The sequence below is a fragment of the Gammaproteobacteria bacterium genome (assembly GCA_040183005.1).
In the GTDB taxonomy this organism is placed as follows: domain Bacteria; phylum Pseudomonadota; class Gammaproteobacteria.
Map to the genome: position 1 here is coordinate 16584 of JAMPIW010000006.1, position 21010 is coordinate 37593.

10 protein-coding genes and 2 tRNA genes are annotated in these 21010 nt (G+C 56.6%); all 12 read right to left on the reverse strand.

Annotation, left to right across the window (positions count from 1 at the left end):
- Positions 1-12 precede the first annotated feature (12 nt).
- The 12 genes from M3A44_05865 to M3A44_05920 all read right to left on the reverse strand — a co-directional run bounded on the left by M3A44_05865 (position 13) and on the right by M3A44_05920 (position 21005).
- Complete coding sequence (locus M3A44_05865; GenBank protein MEQ6341180.1) at positions 13-10308, reverse strand: filamentous hemagglutinin family protein; 10296 nt, start codon at positions 10306-10308, stop codon at positions 13-15.
- A 116-nt stretch (positions 10309-10424) separates the two neighbouring features.
- The gene (locus tag M3A44_05870) at positions 10425-12044 is read right to left on the reverse strand and encodes a ShlB/FhaC/HecB family hemolysin secretion/activation protein (GenBank protein MEQ6341181.1); all 1620 of its coding nucleotides are present in this window, start codon (positions 12042-12044) and stop codon (positions 10425-10427) included.
- 257 nt (positions 12045-12301) lie between these two features.
- Complete coding sequence (locus M3A44_05875; protein MEQ6341182.1) at positions 12302-13606, reverse strand: hypothetical protein; 1305 nt, start codon at positions 13604-13606, stop codon at positions 12302-12304.
- A gap of 77 nt (positions 13607-13683) precedes the next feature.
- Positions 13684-14511, reverse strand: coding sequence for a hypothetical protein (locus tag M3A44_05880; GenBank protein ID MEQ6341183.1), 828 nt, complete (start codon positions 14509-14511; stop codon positions 13684-13686).
- A 455-nt stretch (positions 14512-14966) separates the two neighbouring features.
- A complete protein-coding gene (locus tag M3A44_05885; protein ID MEQ6341184.1) occupies positions 14967-15131 on the reverse strand; it encodes a hypothetical protein in 165 nt (54 codons plus the stop codon).
- 110 nt (positions 15132-15241) lie between these two features.
- Entirely contained in the window at positions 15242-16021 is a 780-nt protein-coding gene (locus M3A44_05890; protein MEQ6341185.1) for a helix-turn-helix transcriptional regulator, read from the reverse strand.
- Positions 16021-17487, reverse strand: a complete 1467-nt coding sequence (locus tag M3A44_05895) for an undecaprenyl-phosphate glucose phosphotransferase (protein MEQ6341186.1) — start codon at positions 17485-17487, stop codon at positions 16021-16023. Before M3A44_05895 ends, M3A44_05890 begins: the two co-directional genes overlap by 1 nt.
- 136 nt (positions 17488-17623) lie before the next feature.
- Complete coding sequence (locus M3A44_05900; GenBank protein MEQ6341187.1) at positions 17624-18556, reverse strand: EpsD family peptidyl-prolyl cis-trans isomerase; 933 nt, start codon at positions 18554-18556, stop codon at positions 17624-17626.
- A gap of 252 nt (positions 18557-18808) precedes the next feature.
- Positions 18809-18885: transfer RNA gene (locus tag M3A44_05905), tRNA-Arg, on the reverse strand.
- Between the two features lie 63 nt (positions 18886-18948).
- A tRNA-Ser gene (locus M3A44_05910) sits at positions 18949-19042 on the reverse strand.
- Between the two features lie 314 nt (positions 19043-19356).
- A complete protein-coding gene (gene csrA, locus M3A44_05915; protein MEQ6341188.1) occupies positions 19357-19560 on the reverse strand; it encodes a carbon storage regulator CsrA in 204 nt (67 codons plus the stop codon).
- A 224-nt stretch (positions 19561-19784) separates the two neighbouring features.
- Entirely contained in the window at positions 19785-21005 is a 1221-nt protein-coding gene (locus M3A44_05920; protein MEQ6341189.1) for an aspartate kinase, read from the reverse strand.
- Positions 21006-21010: the final 5 nt, after the last annotated feature.

The following is a 21010-nucleotide window of genomic DNA, read 5'->3' on the forward strand; positions in this document are numbered from 1 at the left end:
ATTCAACGACTATCAATCCCCAAAGCCAATCACTTCCACCGTCAGGAACGAAGGCCGGAAGGTGGTTTTCACCGGATTGGCGGCTGCCGCGGAGAGATCCTGGGTGGCCTTTTCGGCGATTTTGCTGGTGTCGGCGCCGATGTTGCTTACACCGCTCAGGGTGCCGGCGAGTGAGCCGGCGTCGGGAGCGGGCACGTTGGACTTACCACCGGCAGTGATATTATCTCCCCCGATCACAGTGCCAGGGATCCAGAGGCCGCCCGCCGCACCGATACCGGCGTCACCGGCATTGACCACCCCTTTGGGAGCTATCAGGTCAACATCACCCGGCATGATATCCGTGCCTGCCAGGATGGAACGTATGCCGCTGCCGGACACCGAGGAAAACTTGGTTATCGTTTGGCCATTGGGGAGCGTGATCACCACTGGCGGGGGCGCGGAGACAGCGGTTTTGGCGCCCTTGCCGGCGTCGATGTTACCTTCGGACGACCAGATGAGGATGTCGCCGCCGCGTAAGGTAAAGACCCGCGATTCATTGACCGCGAAATCGCCCTTGACGAAGGCACGCACCGCACCGGTATCCTGCGCCACGATACCAAGCTGATCGGCTACCTTGGCGGAACCGGACTCGGCGGGCGGCGTGGTCTGGCCGGCGTTGACCCCACCACCGGGCACGAGAAGATTGATGTCGCCGCCGGATTCGGTTTTGATCTGACTGAAGAGCAGGCTTATATCGCCGTGGGCCTCGCCGGGAAAGAGCGACGCGATGGCCTCATAGCCGCGCGAGTAAGCGCTGCTTCCAACCTCCGGGGTATAGGCCCTGCCCGCCGCTTTCAACTCATCGTAGAAGGCTTTGATAATGAGCGATTTCTGTTGCTCCGGCGTAAGCGCCTTGAAGGCGGCCAACGCCTGATCCGGCGCCAGAGCATCGTTTTTGGTCAGGGTTTTCATGTAACTCGTCAACTCATCCAGATGCGCCGCTGTCACCGTGCGCTTGAACTCCTGCAATGCCTGCGCGTCGGTGGGATTGGCAAGCTTGTCATTGAGTTTGATTGTTTGCTTGATGTAGGCTGCCAGATCCCCGCTGTATTTATAGTCCTGCGCAGTGAGTGTATTGGCGGGGTCGAAATACTTCTCGATGAACAAGCCATAGTCCGCCTGGCCCGCAACGCCCGCCATCACCGTCACATCCGCGCCGCGCGCCGGCAGGCTGGGATTGTCGAGATTGCCACGGCTTACTATGCCCGTGGAATTGCCCAGATCGACATTGTGCCCGGCCTGGATATCCAGGCGGCCGGGGCCGCCGAGATAGATCTGCCCAACGTTTTGAATCTGCGCGCCGGTGCTGGCGTCGCGCGGCGTATTAAAAAATATATCGCGTTGCGCTGTAAGGCTAGTCACGTCGCTTTGCGCGACATTCTGGCTCCATAGGAATATGTTTTTGATATCCCTGCCCGCATAAAAACGCGCCTGCTTGGCGAGGTAAAACGCGCCGTTTATATCGCCGGTATTGGCAACCACCTGCACTGGCTCGTTATTGGGCACTATGTCCTGGAGATGAATAGGGGTTGATGCATGGGTGGCAGCGCCGAATGTTCCCAAGCGATAAATGGTGTCCTGCAAAACTACCTGACCGCCTGGATTGACGGGGATATACAACGGATTCACCAACAAGGCAGGGTCGGCATCCGACAGGTTGATAAATAATGACTCGGTCGCGCTCGCGGCTGTCTTATCCCCAAAAACGACATTACCGTCAGCGAACAACCGCAAATTCCCGGCAGGGGAAGGAAACAGCGTCATGCTATTTTGCACAACGATATTACCCTCAAGCGCGCGCGCGGTCAGGCTACCTGGATAGACCTGAAGCATGGGTCTATCAGTAGTTGGCCGCCCATCTTTAATGAAAGAAATGTCTTTGAGAGTTCCTACCCCCTTGGCAACTGCCTGCTCGATCGCATCCAGATTGTTGGCAAAAGTGACATCGCCCGCCACAGAGGTAATCGCGGCAGCGCTGCTGGGGCTATAGGTAAAGAAATAGGTCTTCGCGGCATTGGAGGTCACCGACGTATCTTGCGCAACCACCGTCGGATTCAGTATGGTTTCGATCTGCACATCGCCAGCGGCGCGGACATCGAATTTGCCATCGCCCAGGGCGAGAATGGTATGCACCGGCAGGTCTTTGTATGCAGTATCGGCTGGATTAGTGTCGGCAACCTTGCGCCCTGCCACGATCGAACCGCCTGCCTGCAGCAATCCCATGCCCTTGCCCACATAGAAAACACCGCTGCGGATGTCGCCGCCGGCATCGATGCTCATATCGCCGCCGCCGGTCACCACCAGCTTGTCGGAATCGGGTAGCGTCTTCGTTACGCCGGGGAGCCTGCCGGTAGTGGGTATGACCACCGACAGGTTATCGATATTCCCGCCCGCGTTCACACTCACATCGCCGCCGCCAAGCGCGCCCACGTTCTGCGCGAATTTGCCGAAGTTGATCCACCAGCTGGTGTTGCGGCCGCTCACTATCGTGCCGTCATTAGCGTTGGTTTGTCCGCGCCGCTGCAGCCATTCGGTGATGAGCTGGTGAGTAACGGCGCCCTTCACGTCATTGCCGGCACGGATATGGATGTCGCCGCCATTGACCGGGTAATTCACGCTTATACCCGACCCGGTCGGCACCGGGAACTTATCCTCCGGGGCGGATGGCTCGCCTGCGGTATAGAGGGCGGCATTGGATTTGTTGATGCCGGACGCATCCTTGCCGAGTTCGAAGTTGCGCGCTGCGGCGACATCAATATCGCCCGTACCGGTGCGCACCAGCTTGCCGGCGGAGATAGCGACATCGCCCTTGCCGTTGGCAAGCTGCGCGGCGGGCAATATTGCCAAGGGATCGGCGCTGCCCAGATCGGCCCCGCCCGCCAGACGGTAAGACCAGGACGGGCCGGCCTTCAGCAAGCTGGCGGGTGTGACGCCGCTAAAGCCATCGCTCAGGCTGCTTCTCAGGTTCAGATTGTCAACGGCGCGCAAGGTCAGTACACCTGGCTCGTTACCCGCGCCAAAGCGCCAGCCGGACAAGTCCCAGTCGTTGGCGAGCGTCAAGTCACCCGTGCTTTGCACCTCGATACCGGGCGCAACGTGGAAGGCGGGATCGGATGTTTTGCCCAGACGCGCCTTGATGGCATCAACATTGGCATCGTCCATATACGCCAGTGTTTCGTTCCTCCAGGTGTTAAACCTGGCTGTGTTGATGCTGCTTGCGGTATAAACTTTGACCGCCTCGACGGTGACCGTGTCGGCACCCTTGATCGTCCCCGCCAGCGATGCCACATTCACATCGGCGCCGTTACGCGGTGCGCGCAACGCTACCCGTCCGCCTGCACCGGCCTGGCTGGACACATCAATTACGGATTTATCCTGCACATCTATAACGCCCGCCGTGGTCGCCAACTCAACCTTGCCGCCTTTGACATTATCGGCAGTGGCGTGGGCATCCAGGGTACTTCCGGCATGCAACACCACATCGCCCTGCGCGGACAATGCGATATGGCCGCCTTTCGCGCCAGAGGCATCCACCGTGCCCTGAACGTCGATCTTGCCGCTGTCCGCCGTCAGCTTGAAATCATGCGCTCTGACGGTGTCCGTCGCCGCCACCATGACATCACCGCTACGGACACGCAGATCCCGCGCCTCGGTGAACCCGCCTGTTGCGTGCCTATTGCCTTGCTTATCCAGCGTCGCGCCCAGGTTCAAGGCTGTGTTCAGCGTGGAAAAATCATCCAGCGTCGCGACATCCAGTGTAAAGGTGCCCTGCAGTGACGCCTGCTCCTGTCCCGCCGCCGTCACCGCAGTACCCTTCAGCGTCCCGGCGGCGATGTGCGCGGTACCCGCGGCGGCGCCGATGTTGAGCGCGCCGGCATCGCCGCCGCTTTCAGCGCCGGAGACATCGACGCTCGCGCCATTTTGCACCTCGACATTGCCTTTTACGGAGACCAGGCTGACCTTGCCGGCCGGTGCTGAGACCGGTACGCCGTCAAAGGTCTTGGTGAGTCCTGTGGCATTGATTTGCGCTCCATCGGTCAATATCACGTCGCCATCGCGCGCTGTAAGGGTGACCTTGCCGACGGGCAGTTCAATCCTGCCCGCATCGCGAATGCTGGCTCCAATGATGCTAAGGTTTGCCGCCAGCGCGCTCGCGGTGGGCAGATCCGCGGTTGGCGCGGCTTGGACGATAGCGACATCGCCGGAAGCGGAATAGGTTTGATCAGCGCGTTTCGCGGCGCCAAGGCGGCCCGCCTCTAGCGTCAAATTCCCCATCACATCCAGCGTGCCTTTGCCTTGGCCGGTGATCTCACGGCCTGCGGCAATATCCACCTGGCTGAAACCTTGAATCTTCTTATCGCCTTCTCCCAAAGTGATCTGATCCGCGCCTATTGCCAGCTTGCCTAGTCCGTCCGGCGTATCCGCTGTGGCAATCTTGCTGGGATTGGAGAATGTCACTTCACCCGCATTGATTCTGGCGGTTTTGCCTGCATTGGCATAACCATTGATACCCCCCGCCTCCAGGGAGAGCTTGGCAAGCAAGCGTTTGCCGCCGGCATCCACACCGCCCAGAGCGACATCGCCCCAAAGATCGAGCGTGCTGTAACTGCGCAGCGTGAGATTTGCCGCTTTGTTCAAAGCGGCCAGCTGCTCCTTGGAGAACACCAGACCGCTGGTAACGGCGGACGTTTCTCCCAGGCTGATGCGCCCGGCGCCGATGGCAAGCGCGCCGTTTTCCTGGAGGTTGAGCGCGCCCTTGAAGGTGTTGCCGGCCGTGGCGTCAAGCGCCACCGACTTGCCTTCCAGCACCGACCCCGATTCGACATCCAGCGCACCGTGCGACCCATCGGCATTCAGGCGGGTGATGGCCGCCGACCCGCCGGAAGACACGCGCAGCAAAGCCCCGTTGCCGTCAATATCGCTGCTATTACTGTTGGCGGGATCAACCTTGTCACCGATCTGGATATCTTTGGGGGTACCCGAAAAATTTCCCTTGCCTTGAATCACGCTCCCCGCCTTCACCTGCACCTGACCGGTTGCGGCAAGTATGACTTCTGGTGCGGTTAGTGTATTTGCGGCATCGTTGGCGACAACGATTTGCTCGCTGTTTACGCGAATTGTCGGGCCGCCCGTGATTTGCTGGCGCGTTCCGCCAAGCAGCAGACTGCTTGCGCCGAGCCTGCTCAGGCTGGCCGCATCAATCGTTACAAAGCCCTCGGCCTGGCTCCCCGCAGTCTGCGGCGAAACTATCGCCAGCCTGGTAGCGGAGATATCCACCGCTGCGCCACGGCCATCGGCGGCGTGAGCAGCGCTCAGGGTGGCGTCCAAACGGAGTGCTTTACCCGCCGCAATAGCCAGCGTCCCCGCGTCACCCGGCAGCTCCGGAACCGCTGCGTTGCTCGCGGCGGCCGCCTGCGCGGTAAAAAATGCCCCCGCATAGTTGTCGTTATATTGCGCCTGCCGCCGCGCCGCATCGCCCGGCGTAACGGCAAAACCGGACCAGCGGCTGTCCAGCACATCGCTGCCAGAGGCCAACTTACCCGCGAGCACCTCGCTGCCGTTCGCAAGCTTATAGGACTGCCCCGGCGCGATATCCCGGTACCCTCCCTGCGCTGTCACAAGGTAGGCGCCAGGCAGCAGGGCGTAGCGTGCCGGCAACAGGGTATAGAAACCTTGCTTCAACCCTGCGCCACCGGAGAGATAAACGCTGTCTCCCAGCATCAGATTGGAGTCCTTGTAATATTGCTGATCGAATGGCGCGGGCGAAACGCCCAACCCTGGCAGAATGGCATAGCTGGTATTGCTGGCGAGAACGTCCCTGGAACCGGTCGGCCCCGGCACAAACTCGTAGGCATACAGGTCGCCACCACCGGAGAGGTTAACTTTCGCCCCGCTGCGCAGATCCACGTTCGCGCCAGTCAGGCGTACGGCTTTCTGTGGCGGCGCGCCGATGGCCCTGAGGTTCCCGGAGACATCGTATACCCAGTCCGTGCCATTCTGGGTCTTGCCATAGGGAATCAACTGGCCTTCCGCCGATACCGAAGTCTGGCTACCGGCATCCAGGATCACGTCACCGGCATCGCCTGTGGCGTTCAGTGCGATTTCTCCCAGCGGCGCCTTGAGCACACCCTTGTTCACAATATGCGGCGCCGTCATAGTGAGCTTGCCGCCCGCCGACAACACCGGCGCTGCATCGCTATTGGGCAGAATCTGCACCGTGCCATTGCCGCTCGTGATATTAAATTCGCTCAAGGTAGTGGGATACACCTGTCTTGCCTGCAAATTCAAGTTGTCCGCCACGGCGAACGATCCCGCCAGATTATTTGCCGTTGTCGAAGGCTGAATACCGCGCAGGCGGATATCGCCACGCGATTCCAGATTGGCCTCTTTCACGCCTTGCAGCGAGCTGCTGCCGATGAGTTCGATCAAATCCGCGCGCGCGGTCAAAGTGCCCTCGCCACCGGTCGCGGCAGGGGGCGCCTGAAACATTAAATCGGAACTGCCCAGCGCGACATAAGCGGCGCTGAGGCTTGCCTTGCCGCCCAGCACATTCAGCGCGGGCGCATCCAGCACGATGCTGCGCTTCAGGTTGATATCAACATCGCCCTGCAATTGAATTTGATTATCGCTTTTGGCGCTGAAGCGATCGAAGCCAGCACTCGCCAGCTTGTTGACATTAAACAATGCCTGCCCGTTCAGCGCATCCGGTATCGCCTGCCCGGCGGCAAGCCCGCCGGGTATGGCCATCGCATCGCCAGCGCGCAGCACGATATCGCGGTCGCCGGATGGCGGAGCATAAGTGGTGCCTGGCACTCTGTTGACCGTAGTCAAAGTCAATGCCAGCGTGCCACCCGCAGCACTCGCCCCACTGCCCGCCTTGCCCGTCAGCTCGCCATCGAGCAGCATGCCTTCGGCGGCCGTCAGCTTGATCGAACCGGCGCTGCTCGCCACCGGCGTGTTCGCCAGACTCGTGCCGTCCGCCCCGGGCAGATCCAGGTTCGTCTGCGTACCGGACACATCGATAACGGAACCGGCCTCGGCCACCACATAGCCGCGTTTCGCATTAATGTTGACCGTCCCTCCCGGCAGCACCTCACCCTTGCGGGTTCCCTGCGCGTTAGGCTGCAAACTCACCGCTCCGCGGCTCAACAAACCACTGTCGCGGCCCAGCCAAATCGCCTGCGCTGGCTGGAAAGGGTAATCCAGGTCCGCATTCAGGCTGAGATTAATGGCGCCCGCCGGGGCATCAATTTGCCCGTCGATAACCATCCCGGTTTGGGTGCTCAACGCAATCTTCGCACCGGGATCGGCCTGTATCAGCGAACCGGTCTCCATCCTTAGCCTGGAACCGTCCAACGCCGAGCTATGGTTCAAGGTCAGGCTCACCGGCGTTCGCTGCTCAGGCAGCGCCGCCAATTGCGCAAAATCGCGGATATCCGCGCCGGTGGACTGCATGACATAGCGCGTACCCAAGTCAAGATAGGGCGCTTGCAGAGTAATTGTGGTGCCGGCGGCAACAACCAAATCACCCTTGGAAACGGTCTGCATGGCCGATCCGTTCGCTGTAATCACATAGCTGGCAAAACCCAGGCGGTTGAATATCCATGAGGGGACAGTCAATTGCGTGGACCGGGATAGTTGGGCAGGGTCGATGAGCAAACCGGCGGGCGTAGCCAGCGGCGCGCCGTCCTTGATCAATATCTCAGGGGCGGCGAGCTTCAATGTCCCGCCGCCGCCTGGCGCGAGACCTTGCAACGCCGCACCAAGCATCAGCCTGCCGCCGCTGTCGATGGTTATATCGCCGCCTTTGCCCTTTTTCAACTGCCTGCCGGCGCTCAACCAGCCGCCGCCCGTCACATCCAGAGTTGCGGGGCGCAAGATTCCGGCGTCAAGCTCACCCAAGATCAAATCCGTGTCTTTAGCGGTTTGAACAGTGATCGTGCCACCCTTTATCAGGGCCGGGCCATTCGCATTGCCCAGCGCCATTTGCGGCATATCGTTCACCCACATACCACGCGCGGAGATCACCTTGCCCGCGCCTACCGTCAACTTCCCCCCATTGGCCCCCAGAGAAATCGTGCCGGCGGGCACGGTAATATTGGCATTGATGTCGAGCGTAGTGGCGCTCAGCTTCAGCTCGCCGCCCTCCGGCAAGCGCAAATCCACGGGGACATCGATGCGTCCGTTGCGATTAAAATCCATGCGGCTGAAACCGCCGTTCACCAAAAAATCGGTCGACATGGCCAGGGGCGCCGTTACGGGACCATTCGTCAAATCACCCGTCGCGGATGGCCCGGTCTGAAAAATCACATCGTGAATGTTTGTCCCGCCTGCATACAGGTAATCATCCACGATGAGCTTACCACCCAGAGGCAGCTTGCCTGCCTCCCGCTGGTACAAACCCGCTGTGGCGCTGCCGCGGAAATCGCCATCCAGAACCAGACCGTAGCCTTTGAAGCTTATCGTTCCGGCGTCTTTCCCTTCGATGTATTCCGGCGAGAATTGCCCTACATTATCCAAACCGAAAGTTTCCTTCACTCCCCATTTGTTGCTTTGCCTGCTGTACACCCCGGCAATACCGTCGTAAACACGGTCGGGAGAGGCATTGCCGATGTCATACAACACTCCCTGCGACACCAGCTTGGTAGTGCTGATATAACCATCGAGGTAATGGAGGCGTCCACCGGAAATATCTATCTTGGCGCCCCCTTGCATCACGATGTCGCCCTGCGATTTGATGTCCACCGAACCGCCCACTGCGGTCTTTTCCGCCACGCCCCGGGGAATCGCCGCGATATATTTGGACACATCCGCCACCGGCGTGCCGGTGCGCGCGTCTATAGTGACCGTTTTGCCTCGCAAGATACCATTGCGCTGTACCGGAAAATCCTTGAGTTCATCACCGCGCAGCTCCACACTAAGCTGATTGCGGGACATTGGCAGTTCGAGCTCCTTGACATCCCGGGTGCCCGAAACGTCGATCTGGCTCGATGCGCCAAGATAAACCCCGCCATCGCTGCGCGGAGGAGTCCTGGCCGGCGCCGGATCAGACAAGTTATATACCGATGGATCATCCACGGCCGTGATGGCGACCACGCCGCCGGGCGCGACAATATTGCCGTCAACATGCACAGTCTTGCCCATGATATCGACGCGCGAAGGACTAAAGGCCACACTATCGTCAATAGTCGCGGCATCGCCCAATTGCGGCCGCACCTCGGTCACGCTGCCCGCACCCAGCTTCACTTCGCCGGTATGCGTTGCATGCAAGGTAGTAGTGTCGACGTCAGACTTCGCCACTACCGTATCGCGCGCCAGCAGGCGGATCGAGCCATTGGCACGCACCGTGGTCGTGGCGCTGAGCCTGCCCATCTGATTCACCGCCAGCCCCATCAGGGTGATATTGCCGCGCTCGGCGATGATGGTTCCTCCCGCCGCATTGGTCGCCGTTCCGCCGGCGTCGACCTCCACCAGCAGGCCGCGCAGATTGACGTCACTGCTGCCGCGCAAATACACTTTCTGCCCCGCGCCGAGGATCACCTGGCCGTCCGGCGCTTCGATCCGCCCCCTGTTTTCGACGGTGGGCGCGAACAGCATGATCTTGCCGCCCGGCCGCGCCGTCAACGAAGCGTCCACATCCACGACGATCCCGCCATTGCCACCGCCCGCGAACGAGGGCACGGGTGTGGTACCTGTTTGGCTAAAGAGTCCGCCGCTTTTGAACTGTGCGTCCGAGACATTCAGGCTAGAGGCGATCAGCCCGCCGACATCAATCTGCGCGCCCTTGTCGAACAGGATGCCGTTCTGGTTGATGAGATAGACCTGGCCATTGGCACTAAGAGCACCGGCGATCCGCGAGGCATCCGACTGCCAGATATGATTCAAGGCCACCGAACCCGAGTCCGGCTGCTTGAATTCCACGCTATTGCCCGCCCCGATGTTAAAGCTGCCCCAGTTGAGGATGACCCGTGGATCGAGCTGATTGACGGTTCCCTTTGCGCCCGCCACAGCGTAATCCGCCCGCCCGCTGGTCTCAAATGGCAGATTGAGCGCCGGGTTCGTGCCGCACAGGCCGCCGCCGCACGGCACCGGCAATTCCGCATGCACTGGCAGCAACACCACCAACAACATCCCGCCCCCTAGCGCAGCATGTTTTCCCGCCCTGTTGCGCCGTCCGCCGCCGGGCTGGCGTGTCCTCGCCCCTTCCCAGGCAGGCACCAGCATGCCTAGTCCTTTGTTAAAAACCAAACGGAACAGGTTGGCGTTCATATGCTGTACTCCAGGAGTATTTTTTGTAAGGCATTAGTAGAATTCAAAATGACGCCCCTCCCGCATCCCGTTGAAAAAAGCGAGCGAAGGGTTCCTGAAATAAAGCCGGCACAGGCTTAAAATTCATACGCCAGGCGGAAATGGAAACGCACATCTCCCGCCGTGGTATAGGCCGTGCTCGTAAAGGGCACCGCCGCATCGACAGCCATGTTCAGATGGCGCCATCCACGGAATCTCGCCCCCACTCCCGCGCTCGACAGGTCAAAGCGCGACAGCTGTCCGGGCAAGGGCTGCGAGACGCGCAGCTTTGCGCCCTCCAGAAATCCTAAAACATAAAAGTCATCGACTCTTGCGGATAGCGCTTTGGCGAAGGAGCGGCTGCGCAATTCCAGGCTGCCGCGCATACCATTGTCGGCCAGCCGCTCGAACATCAAGTAACCACGCACGCTGTCCACACCGCCCGCGCCAAATTGCTCGTTGCTGATCAAGGGCTGATCGGCCAACTGCCCGTCGATCCGCGCGACCAAGGTCATGCCCAGCGGCAATTTCTGAGCGCGCTGCAAACCTGCCTTCAGGTATAAATAATTGGCCTTGGCATTGTGGCGCTTGCATTCAAACTGGCTCACGTCTTGCCCGAAGCAATCAATCCTTTTATCCGCAAGGCCACGCAAGGCGAAATTCAACCCCACATCCGCCTGTGTCACGCCTCTATCGCCTTGTATGGTCGCGTTGTATTGCACTGAAAATGGCAAATAACTGATCGGGGTACGAATGGAATCCGCACCAAGCAGCGTCACGTTCTCCTTGAAGTCCTTGTAATCAAATCCCAACGACAAGGAATGAAAATAACGGTCGCGTTGCGGCAGCGGCAGAATGGCGCGCACCCCATAAATATCGCCCTGCCCCAGCACCGATATATTTCCCACCGCCGCAACATTACTGCGTGAACGCACGGCGTACATGGCGATCAATTTATCGGAATCCGGCACTGGCAATAGATATGAAGCGGAAAGCACGCTGACCTCGCTGGTGTTTTCCGGCGCGGTCTGGTATTGCAAACTCAAGCTGTGCTCTCGCTGCCACAGATTGTCATAACGCACCATGCCGGTCAGCCGCAATGGGCTGGTATTGCCACTGTAACGGTTATTCAATTCCAGGCTTGCGTGCAGCGGCAGCTTGTCTTCAACCTTGAAATCAACCTCCACAGTGCCAGGCGTCTTGCCCGGCCTGAGTATCGGCGTCACGCGCCGGTCCGCGTTACGGTTGACTTGGCCCAAGCCTTTCTGCACATCCGGCAGATACAGCACACCGCCCTGCGTCAGCGCCGGGAATTTTTCCAGGATGTGCCCCTGCGAATAGTAACGGGAGCCGACAACACGCACCTTCTCAACCTTGCCTTCCGTCACGCGCAATCGCACCATTCGGTTGTTCACATCCTGCTCGGGGATATCCACCAGCACGGTGGGATACCCTGCATCGCGGTAGGCCTTTTCCAGATCGGCGCGCGCCTTTTCCACGTCCTCGATCTTTTTTGCCGTGCCCAAATGCGGATAAAGCACCTTCTCGATCTTTATGACAGGCAGCACCGTGTTACCCTCCACTCGGTACTCCGTCACATCAAAGACCAGCACCTGCTCCGCCCCGGAACTTTCAACCTGACCTTGCTTTTCCTCCGCCATCGCAGGGAATACAGCAAGAATAAAAACACAGCACAACACAAAAGAGATTTGTTTCATTATTTTTAAACAACTTTAGTCAATGCGTCCGTGCCGGATAATTGCAAATAGTGGGAACCCCAAAACAGCGCCTTGTGTTTACCGGGAGCTTGCCTATAACTTTGCAAGTGTCACATTTGAATGTTACAAACGAATGAAAAAAACGCCACGGATGTGACGAAAGAATGACTGGAACCGCGCAAAAAATCCCCCGCCCATTGCGGGGAGGGATGAGAGAGGGATCAACAAAAAAACGCTATTTATCCTGTAGACAAGGATCAGAATTGCAGCGTGGTGGGCGAGCAGGTGTTGCCGCCGCGACCACCCTTCAGGATCGGCTGAATGCCGTCCGGGGTAAAGCCATTGGCGGGCAGCGAAGCGGCGCCGGCAGGGATAAAGGCGGGGTCGCCCATGGTCGCAACCAGCTTGTTCATCATCGTGGTCTGATCGGCGCTGTAACCGCTCGCGCGGCGATTGAAACTGGCCTCTGAGTAGAGGTCATAGGCGCTCGACACCAGATTGGCCACGTTCGGGAACACGCCATCCAGCTTCACGAAATGCCATTTATCGGTTGCCGCCGGGGTGAACTCGGCGCCCAGCAGGCCGACCGCCAGCTCATTCTGGTTGTCCGCCGCATTCAAACAGGTGACCACATCAGTGGAGCCTGGGTTCATCACAGCGGTAAACACACCGGAATAACTCGTATCGCCAGGGACGGTATCGTTAGCCAGGTTATCGTCATTGGTGTTGTCTGTCGGAGGCAAGCTCGCGCTTGCGGCATTGCCGCACGGATTATTGAGCAACCGGGCATTGATGGTCATCTGGCTGCCGGAGGTCGCCACGCGGCGGCACACCTTCACCGCAGTGGAGGCCAATGCACCGCCCGCGGTCACGATGCCGGGGTTGACCAGCGTCCAGTCGTTATAGCTGCCGGTGAACATGCTGCGCACCTGGGCGGAGGTCAGAACAGGCGCCTTGGCGGGATCAAAGGAGGCGCCGCTTTCGCTGATGCCCTGCAACGCCTGCAACTGGCGGTACAGCTTCTCGGAGACCGGAACGCCGAACATCGCCCCGACGATGGGGGCCTTGCTCAAGCCGCCGTTGTAACCCTGGCTGGCGAACAGCTCGGGCTCCACATCGGACATGCCCGCTGTGGGTATCAGGTTCGCATCGGTGCATCCGGTCTTCTGGTTGAAGGTCACGCCATTGATGGTGACCGCTGCAGCAGCGGCGCAGGCGCCGGAGGCCGGATCGGTAAAGCCGGTCAAGGTCGAGCTGGCGACATTCATTACACCCAGGCCGGAGCCGCCGCTGTTACGCTTGCGGATCTCGATGGTCTTGGCGACACCGCCAAACACCGAGGCCTTGGACGTACACTGGTAGGCACTGCCGGTGCTGCTGCGGAAGATATTTCTATCGGTCTGCGGCTTGGCGGAATCGCACAATACCGAAACGGCTTTTTCCAGCGAAGGCGTCAGCGCGGAAGAGCCAGAGATATAAACATTGACTGTTGCGGCAGAGACCTGCACGCCGAAACCTGCAATGGCGACACCACAGGCGAGAGCGAGTTTATTCAGTTTCATTACACTATTCCTCTGGTTTATTTAAAGGTTAGACACCGCCCCCTTCCCGCTCCCGGCGGGAGGGGGCGGTGATTGTATTACGCGGACAAACGGCGGCGGGCGACGGCGCCCACGGCCAGCAGGCCCATGGCGAACATCGCCCAGGTTTCTGCCTCAGGCACCGCAGCAACCGTATAGTTCAGGTTGCCATCTGCGCCCAGCATGAACTGGGCCTTGCTGTCGGCACTGCCATATTTGAACTGCAGGGCCTCGGCGCTGGCCGTGCTGCTAGAGCGGGTAAGGTAGTAGAATTCCAATGCCGTGCCGACGTTGGAATTGGTATTAAATGACGCCTTGCCACTCATGGCTTCGTTCTTGAGGCCCGCGTAGTACGCATTGCCGGAAGTAAAGATGCCGGACTTGCTGGCACCCAAGGTGAGATTGGCGGTTTGCAGCGCGGTATTCACAATACTCATATTACTAATATTGGCGTTGTTCTGCTGCACACCTGCGGTCGTCGGCCACGCAGTAAGATCCTCGTTCGTGGTAGTAAGATAACGCTGCTGGTGAGCGCCGGATGTTCCTACGCTATCCAAGGCGGCCACATCCCACTTGAAATTGGCGATATCCGCAGCGGACTTGCCGGCAACAAACGTGCTCCAGGTAGAATCCGCTACCCAGCTCTTGGTGAAACCAGGTGTGGCGTCCACGTTAGCCGTAAAACTGGCCGCGGCAGGTGCATTCACCGTGCCGAAATCGTTCATCAATGTATCCAGGCCGCGGATATAGGACTGTTGGCCCACTGAATCCCATACCGACAGGAACAACTCGCCGTTACCGTTAGTACCATCCTGAATTGCTGCGGCCGCTTGACCTGCGGCAGCCAGCGCAACAGCGGCGGCCAATACTTTAAGTTTCATGCTCATTTAAAATCGCTCCCTAATGCAAAGTTTATTGAATTACCCACACATCCCCCACATCCCTGTATGCCAAATCCATTTGGCATATATCCCTGACTCCTCCCTCAGCACACTTCAATCCCCGCCTCATGGCAGGCACAACTCTTTAAAAGCAGTACGAACACCTCGACCCAAAAACATTTCCAGTGCATCGAGACGCTATCGTCTCAGATAATTATTACGCTTTTGTGTTAAAACTCTTTATCGCCATAGGCCGTTCGGACTATGACCGGGGAGACTTTGTTTTATTTGTTAGTGACCGCAATACGACAAAATTCAATTCCGTGAATATAAGGACGGAATATTGCAGCAGCATGAATGGAGGAGTGGTGTGCATAGTCCGAACGGACTATTGACAAGATGTAAAAATAAATATCTTTGCAGCGAGGAAACGGTCGTCTGATCCGTTTAATTAACCCTAATCAATGCATAAAATATTCGACATCTTCCGTTTTACATAAATAATATTCAAAAAAATCATCGCCCGACCAGACGTCGGCGTCATCCTCAATATCGTCAATAAATAAATCATCAAGGTCATCATTACGCTCATCATCCATCCCGGCATAAAGATATGTGTTTTTCATCGCCCCACCTCACGTTAACGAAACATCTTCCATGAATATAATCAGCGATTATTACAAATAGACTATTATTTAAAAAAGTAATACCGCCCATAAAACACGGGGGCGCCCTGCTAGATAATATTTAGCTCAATTGCCTTGGAAACCGCATGACCTCTGGTTTGAACGCCGAGCTTCCTGGTGATCTTACAGATGTGGTTTTTTACGGTAAACGGGCTAATGCCAAGGATGGCAGCAATCGCCCAATTGCTCTTGCCAACCTGAATCCACCTCAACACCTCTTTTTCCCTGTCGGTTATGATCACACTGCAAGGCTGGGCATCCCTGCCACTCTCATGATCATCAACCACGGCACTTATCATGGCACGATGAAGGTAAGGAACAAGCACCTCAAGCAATCGAGCATGATGCGGACCCACATCCCCTGGGACACGCATAAAACTGAAAAATGACACAACATTCTCATTCGTGTCGTGCATGCCATGCGACACGAGATGATCTATGCCTTCCTTTTCCAGGGTGGACATTCCACCCTCGCCGATAGCGACACGGATGGAATCTTTATCCATCACTAATGGGCATAGTGACTTTTTCCATGCGCCCATCAGCTTATTCATCACGCCATTATCACCGCACAACATGCCGTCAATTAATTTATCGCTCACAGAGATTCCACAGAACGTGTCCACATAGGTCTTTTTTCCTGGTATGTCATGCAGAAACGACACCATCACTTCATGAGGAAATATGTTCTGCAACTCCCCGCGCGCCCAGATGAAAAATTGATTTTTGCTTTTGATATGAAAGGAGGACTCGACGGCATCCATAAGCGTCTTAAGCGCTACCCCATCAAGATCTATTGATTCATTCATGTGGTTATTAAATATCCGCATTAATAAGCATGACGATCCTTGAAAACCAGCAGAACGGTTTTCATTATGATTTTAATGTCAAGGTCCATGGACCAATGTCTTAAATAATCCAGGTCATAATCGATACGGAGCTTCATTTTCTCAAGGGTTTCCGTCTCGCCGCGCAACCCGTTCACCTGCGCCCATCCGGTGATACCCGGCCTGACCTTGTGACGCACCATGTAGCCCTTGATCAATTTCCTGTAAATTTCATTGTGGGCCACCGCATGGGGACGCGGCCCAACCACGCTCATCCTTCCTTGCAGCACATTGATAAATTGAGGCAGCTCATCCAGCGAAGTGCGTCGCAGAAACGCGCCAAAAGGAGTGATGCGCTTATCAGTACGGGTCGCCTGACTGACCTGATCCCCGTCTTCACAGACCGTCATGCTGCGGAACTTGTAAACCACAATATCCTCACCATCCAGCCCATATCTGCGCTGGCAAAACAGGATAGAGCCAGGCGAACTTGCCTTGACGCCGATCGCCAGCAACAGCATAACGGGAGATAACACAGTCAGGGCCGCGCCAGAGAAGACAATGTCGAACATCCGCTTCAACAAACCGCTCAGGCCAAAGAATGGCGTTTCACACACCGACATGACGGGTATGCCATTGATCTCCCCCATCCTGGCCTGAATCAGATCAAAAAAGGATATATCAGGGACAAAGTATACCGACGCCGTGGTGTCACGCAGCCCATTCAACAAGTTTACGATGCGCTCCTGCTTCACCATGGGAAGCGCAATATAAATCACATCTATCCTGTTATCCGATACATAGCGCGCCATGTCGTCAAGTCGCCCAAGAAGCTGATCGCTCCCTATCGCGCCCAGACGATCAATCGAGCGGTCATCAAAATATCCCTTCAAAGACATGCCCATCTGAGGACTGCCGCATATGCTTTGCGCAAGCCGCTGGCTGGCATCATTAGCCACTGCAATGACTGCTGAGCGGGTATTGGTTTCCAATTGGTAAAATTTTGAAACCAGTATGCGTACCAAGCCATTTCCCAGCAAAATGACAGGGGGCACTGCAAAAAACCAGGTCAGCATCACGCGCCTGGAAAACTCCTCGGAGTACTTGGTTGCATACCCAAGAAACAGCATAATCCCGACAAGAAGAATCCATGAAACAACCAGGCTACGGCTCCGATCCCATAACCCACGATAGCGCCAGGGCCGGCATACGTCGGACGGTTCAAAGATGACACACGAAACAAAAAAGGCGATCACTGCCAGAATAATATGGGGATTCTGCAAGGATATGTCATAGGCATGAATAATCAGAAAAAGTGAAGCTACTATCAGAAGAGGGTCGAGAAGATACTCAAGAAGCGCCAGATAAGGCGGCATGAATGCGTTGGCATTTACATGCAGCTTCTTGTTAGGCATGTCGACAATACTCCCGTGATAGTGATTATTATGCTGTGCAATAACGGGCTTCATCGAGGCTTATCCTAAGCAGCTAACACACATCCGATTCCTGATTCACCTGTCACTATAACCATGAAATATTAAATTTTCGTGAAAACGGAACAGGTAAAAAATGCTGTGATTTTCACCCTTCCTCACAATGAAACAGCTACAAACCTGAGACGCCTTTTTTTATAAAATCAGCGTCATTCGACTTTTCATCAGCGACGTGCTTCGCTGCATTTTCCTGCCCTGGGTTTACTGCTGGAGGAGTGGCCTTATCATCTCCCTTGGCTGCGAATTTACCGAGCCATTCAATCTTCGCTTCGCCTCTCAGCCGTTTTACTTCATCATCGGCAAGCTTTCCGCGCTTTTGGTTCAGCAGAAAATTCTCGATCGCGGGCGCGGCCTGGGCTTCGCTCAGCGGCTGGTTGCGCACGGCCATCAGTATGGAGAGTGAAATATTATTCGGCGCCTCAAATGCCATCACCTGCCCCTGCCGCATCCGATACAGACGCGACAACATTTCCGGGGACAATTGTTCCGCAGACTTAACCAGCACGTCCGATTTCATCTGCACTTTTTTTGCCTCCAGCCAGCCCATCATCTCCTCAAGCGTCTTCGAACTCTTGATTTGAGCCTGAAGTTCAGCGGCAGGTATGCTCTTGTCGAGAAGGATTTCACGGATCTGATAGATGCGCCGATCAGCGAATAACTCGGGGTGCTTGCTGTAATAATCGCCAACTTCCTGCTTGCTGGGCGGTGTTGAATCCCTCCCCGCAACCTTGCTCATATATGCCTGCACCAACACCTGGTGTTTGGCGCGCTCCAACGCTTGCATCACCCGAGGATCGCGGTCAATTTTTTCCGTGACGGCTTTTTGCACAATAAGCTGTTGGTTAACAAGTTGCTCCAGGGATTGACGCGCGACTTGATCGGTATTTTTGGTGGCGGCTTGCCCCAGCAACCCCAGCTCATAGTTGAGCTGATGAACCGTGACCTCATCGCCGTTGACCTTCGCAACAACCTGACCATCCTTGCCTGGCTTGTCATCACCCCCGCAACCGCTCAAGAGAACAGCAAGGAAGATAGCGGGTAACATAATATTTTTGCTATACATTGAAGAACGCCTTGCAAGTTTCACTGAAAGTTGGCTTGGAGATGGGCGTTTATTGTGGAGAGGATATATGACAATCAGATGAATATCTGACCGTGAACTAAAAATGGCGTAACAGTCGGCTGGGATGTTCCAGCGGCGTTATTTAAAAATGAAGCGCTCAATTGCCGTTTCCAGGCTTAAATGAGCTGTGGGGATGCTGCGCCAGAAGATGGCTGTGAAGGCGGGGATTAAAAATGGTGCGCCCGGAGAGATTCGAACTCCCGACCGCCTGGTTCGTAGCCAGGTACTCTATCCAACTGAGCTACGGGCGCATTTTCAAGGTGGGGCATTATCCAGACCCCAGCGCTTGGTGTCAAGAGACATCAAGCGAAATATGGCGGAGAGAGAGGGATTCGAACCCTCGATGGAGTTTTTGACCCCATACTCCCTTAGCAGGGGAGCGCCTTCGACCAGCTCGGCCATCTCTCCGGACAATCTAGATTACCCAAAGGTCTTGTAAACCACAAGGCCGAGTATATTACCACGAACCTCTGGTAAAATGGGACATCTATTTCAGCCCGCAACCTCTTTTTTCTTGGGTATGGAGGCAAGCACTGCCTCCATCAACCAGAAAAATGGCACACACCTACAAAGCTGGGGTTCTAGCTCACGAGGAAGCATAACCACCGCCACACCTGATAAGGAACAGGGAGCACCTTAAATACACGGCACTGTGCAACTCACATCACAAGCCGGCGGTTTGCTTGAAATACCACGGCATGACACGCCAAGCAGACCAGCTCTTATACGCCCAGCCCTTCTTCCTCAGCGTGCGCGTGCTCCTTTTCTTTCTGGATGCGCTGGTATATCTCTTCGCGATGCACGCTCACATCCTTCGGAGCATTCACACCAATCCGTACTTGATTACCTTTAACGCCTAAAACAGTTACGGTGACATCGTCACCTATTATCAGTGTTTCACCCACACGACGGGTTAGAATCAGCATGATTCATCTCCTTAAGAATTCAAATGTATGCGTCACTTCTATGGCCTATGACTGGATCACTTCCTGCCATGATCCGCTCTTGTGTTGTATCGGCCACACGACCCTAAACTGAATACAGAAGTGCTGATTAATCCCTGCCGCAATAAAGAAATGCTCTCCAAACTTCCCTTTGACACATTGCCGCAAAACCCGAATCACAACAATAATGCACTGTTTTCTTAATACTATTTCTTATCGTCGAGATGAAATGCGGCATGCAGTGCGCGCACGCCCAGCTCCAGATATTTTTCATCCACTACGACGGAAATCTTGATCTCCGATGTGGAGATCATGCGGATATTGATTCCCTCAGTGGCCAGTGTCTTGAACATGGTGCTGGCGATGCCTGCATGGGAGCGCATTCCTACGCCTACCAGCGAAATCTTGACGATTTTATTGTCGCCGGTCACCTCACGCGCGGCCAGCTCATCCGCCGTTTCACGCAGAATGCGCAACGCCTTGTCATAATCGTTGCGGTGTACCGTGAAAGTAAAATCCGTCGTCGAGTCTTCGGCGACGTTCTGCACGATCATGTCCACTTCGATATTGGCATCTGCGACAGGGCCGAGGATGCGGTGGGCAACGCCGGGTTGATCGGGCACACCCAATACGGTCAGTTTGGCTTCGTCACGGTTAAACGCGATGCCGGAAATCAGCGCCTGCTCCATTACATCTTCCTCAGAACTAATCAATGTGCCCTGGCCCTCCGCAAAAGAAGACAGGACACGCAAAGGTACGTTGTACTTGCTGGCAAACTCCACCGAGCGGATCTGCAACACCTTGGCGCCCAGGCTCGCCATTTCCAGCATCTCTTCGTAGGTGATGCGATCCAGGCGGCGCGCCTCGGGGACGACGCGCGGATCCGTGGTGTAGACACCATCCACATCGGTATAGATCTGGCACTCATCGGCCTTCAGTGCAGCGGCCAAGGCCACAGCCGTGGTATCCGATCCGCCGCGCCCCAGCGTGGTGATGTTGCCCGCTTCGTCGACGCCCTGAAAGCCCGCAACCACCAGAACCCGCCCGGAGGCCAGGTCCGCGCGCAGGCGTTGCACGTCGATATCCACGATGCGCGCTTTGTTAAAGGCGCTGTCTGTCAGGATGCGCACCTGGGCGCCGGTATAGGAGCGCGCCGGACAGCCGCGCTTTTCCAGCGCCATGCTCAGCAATGCAATGGTGGCCTGCTCGCCGGTGGAAAGCAGAACATCCAGTTCGCGCGGGCTGGGCTGGGGATCAATGCCTTTGGCCAGCCCGAGCAGCCGGTCGGTTTCGCCCGTCATGGCGGACACCACCACAATCAGATCATGCCCCGCAGCACGCGCGGCAATAACCTTTTCCGCCACGTTGGCGATGCGTTCAAGCGACCCTACAGAGGTGCCACCGTATTTTTGGACAATCAGAGCCATAGTGA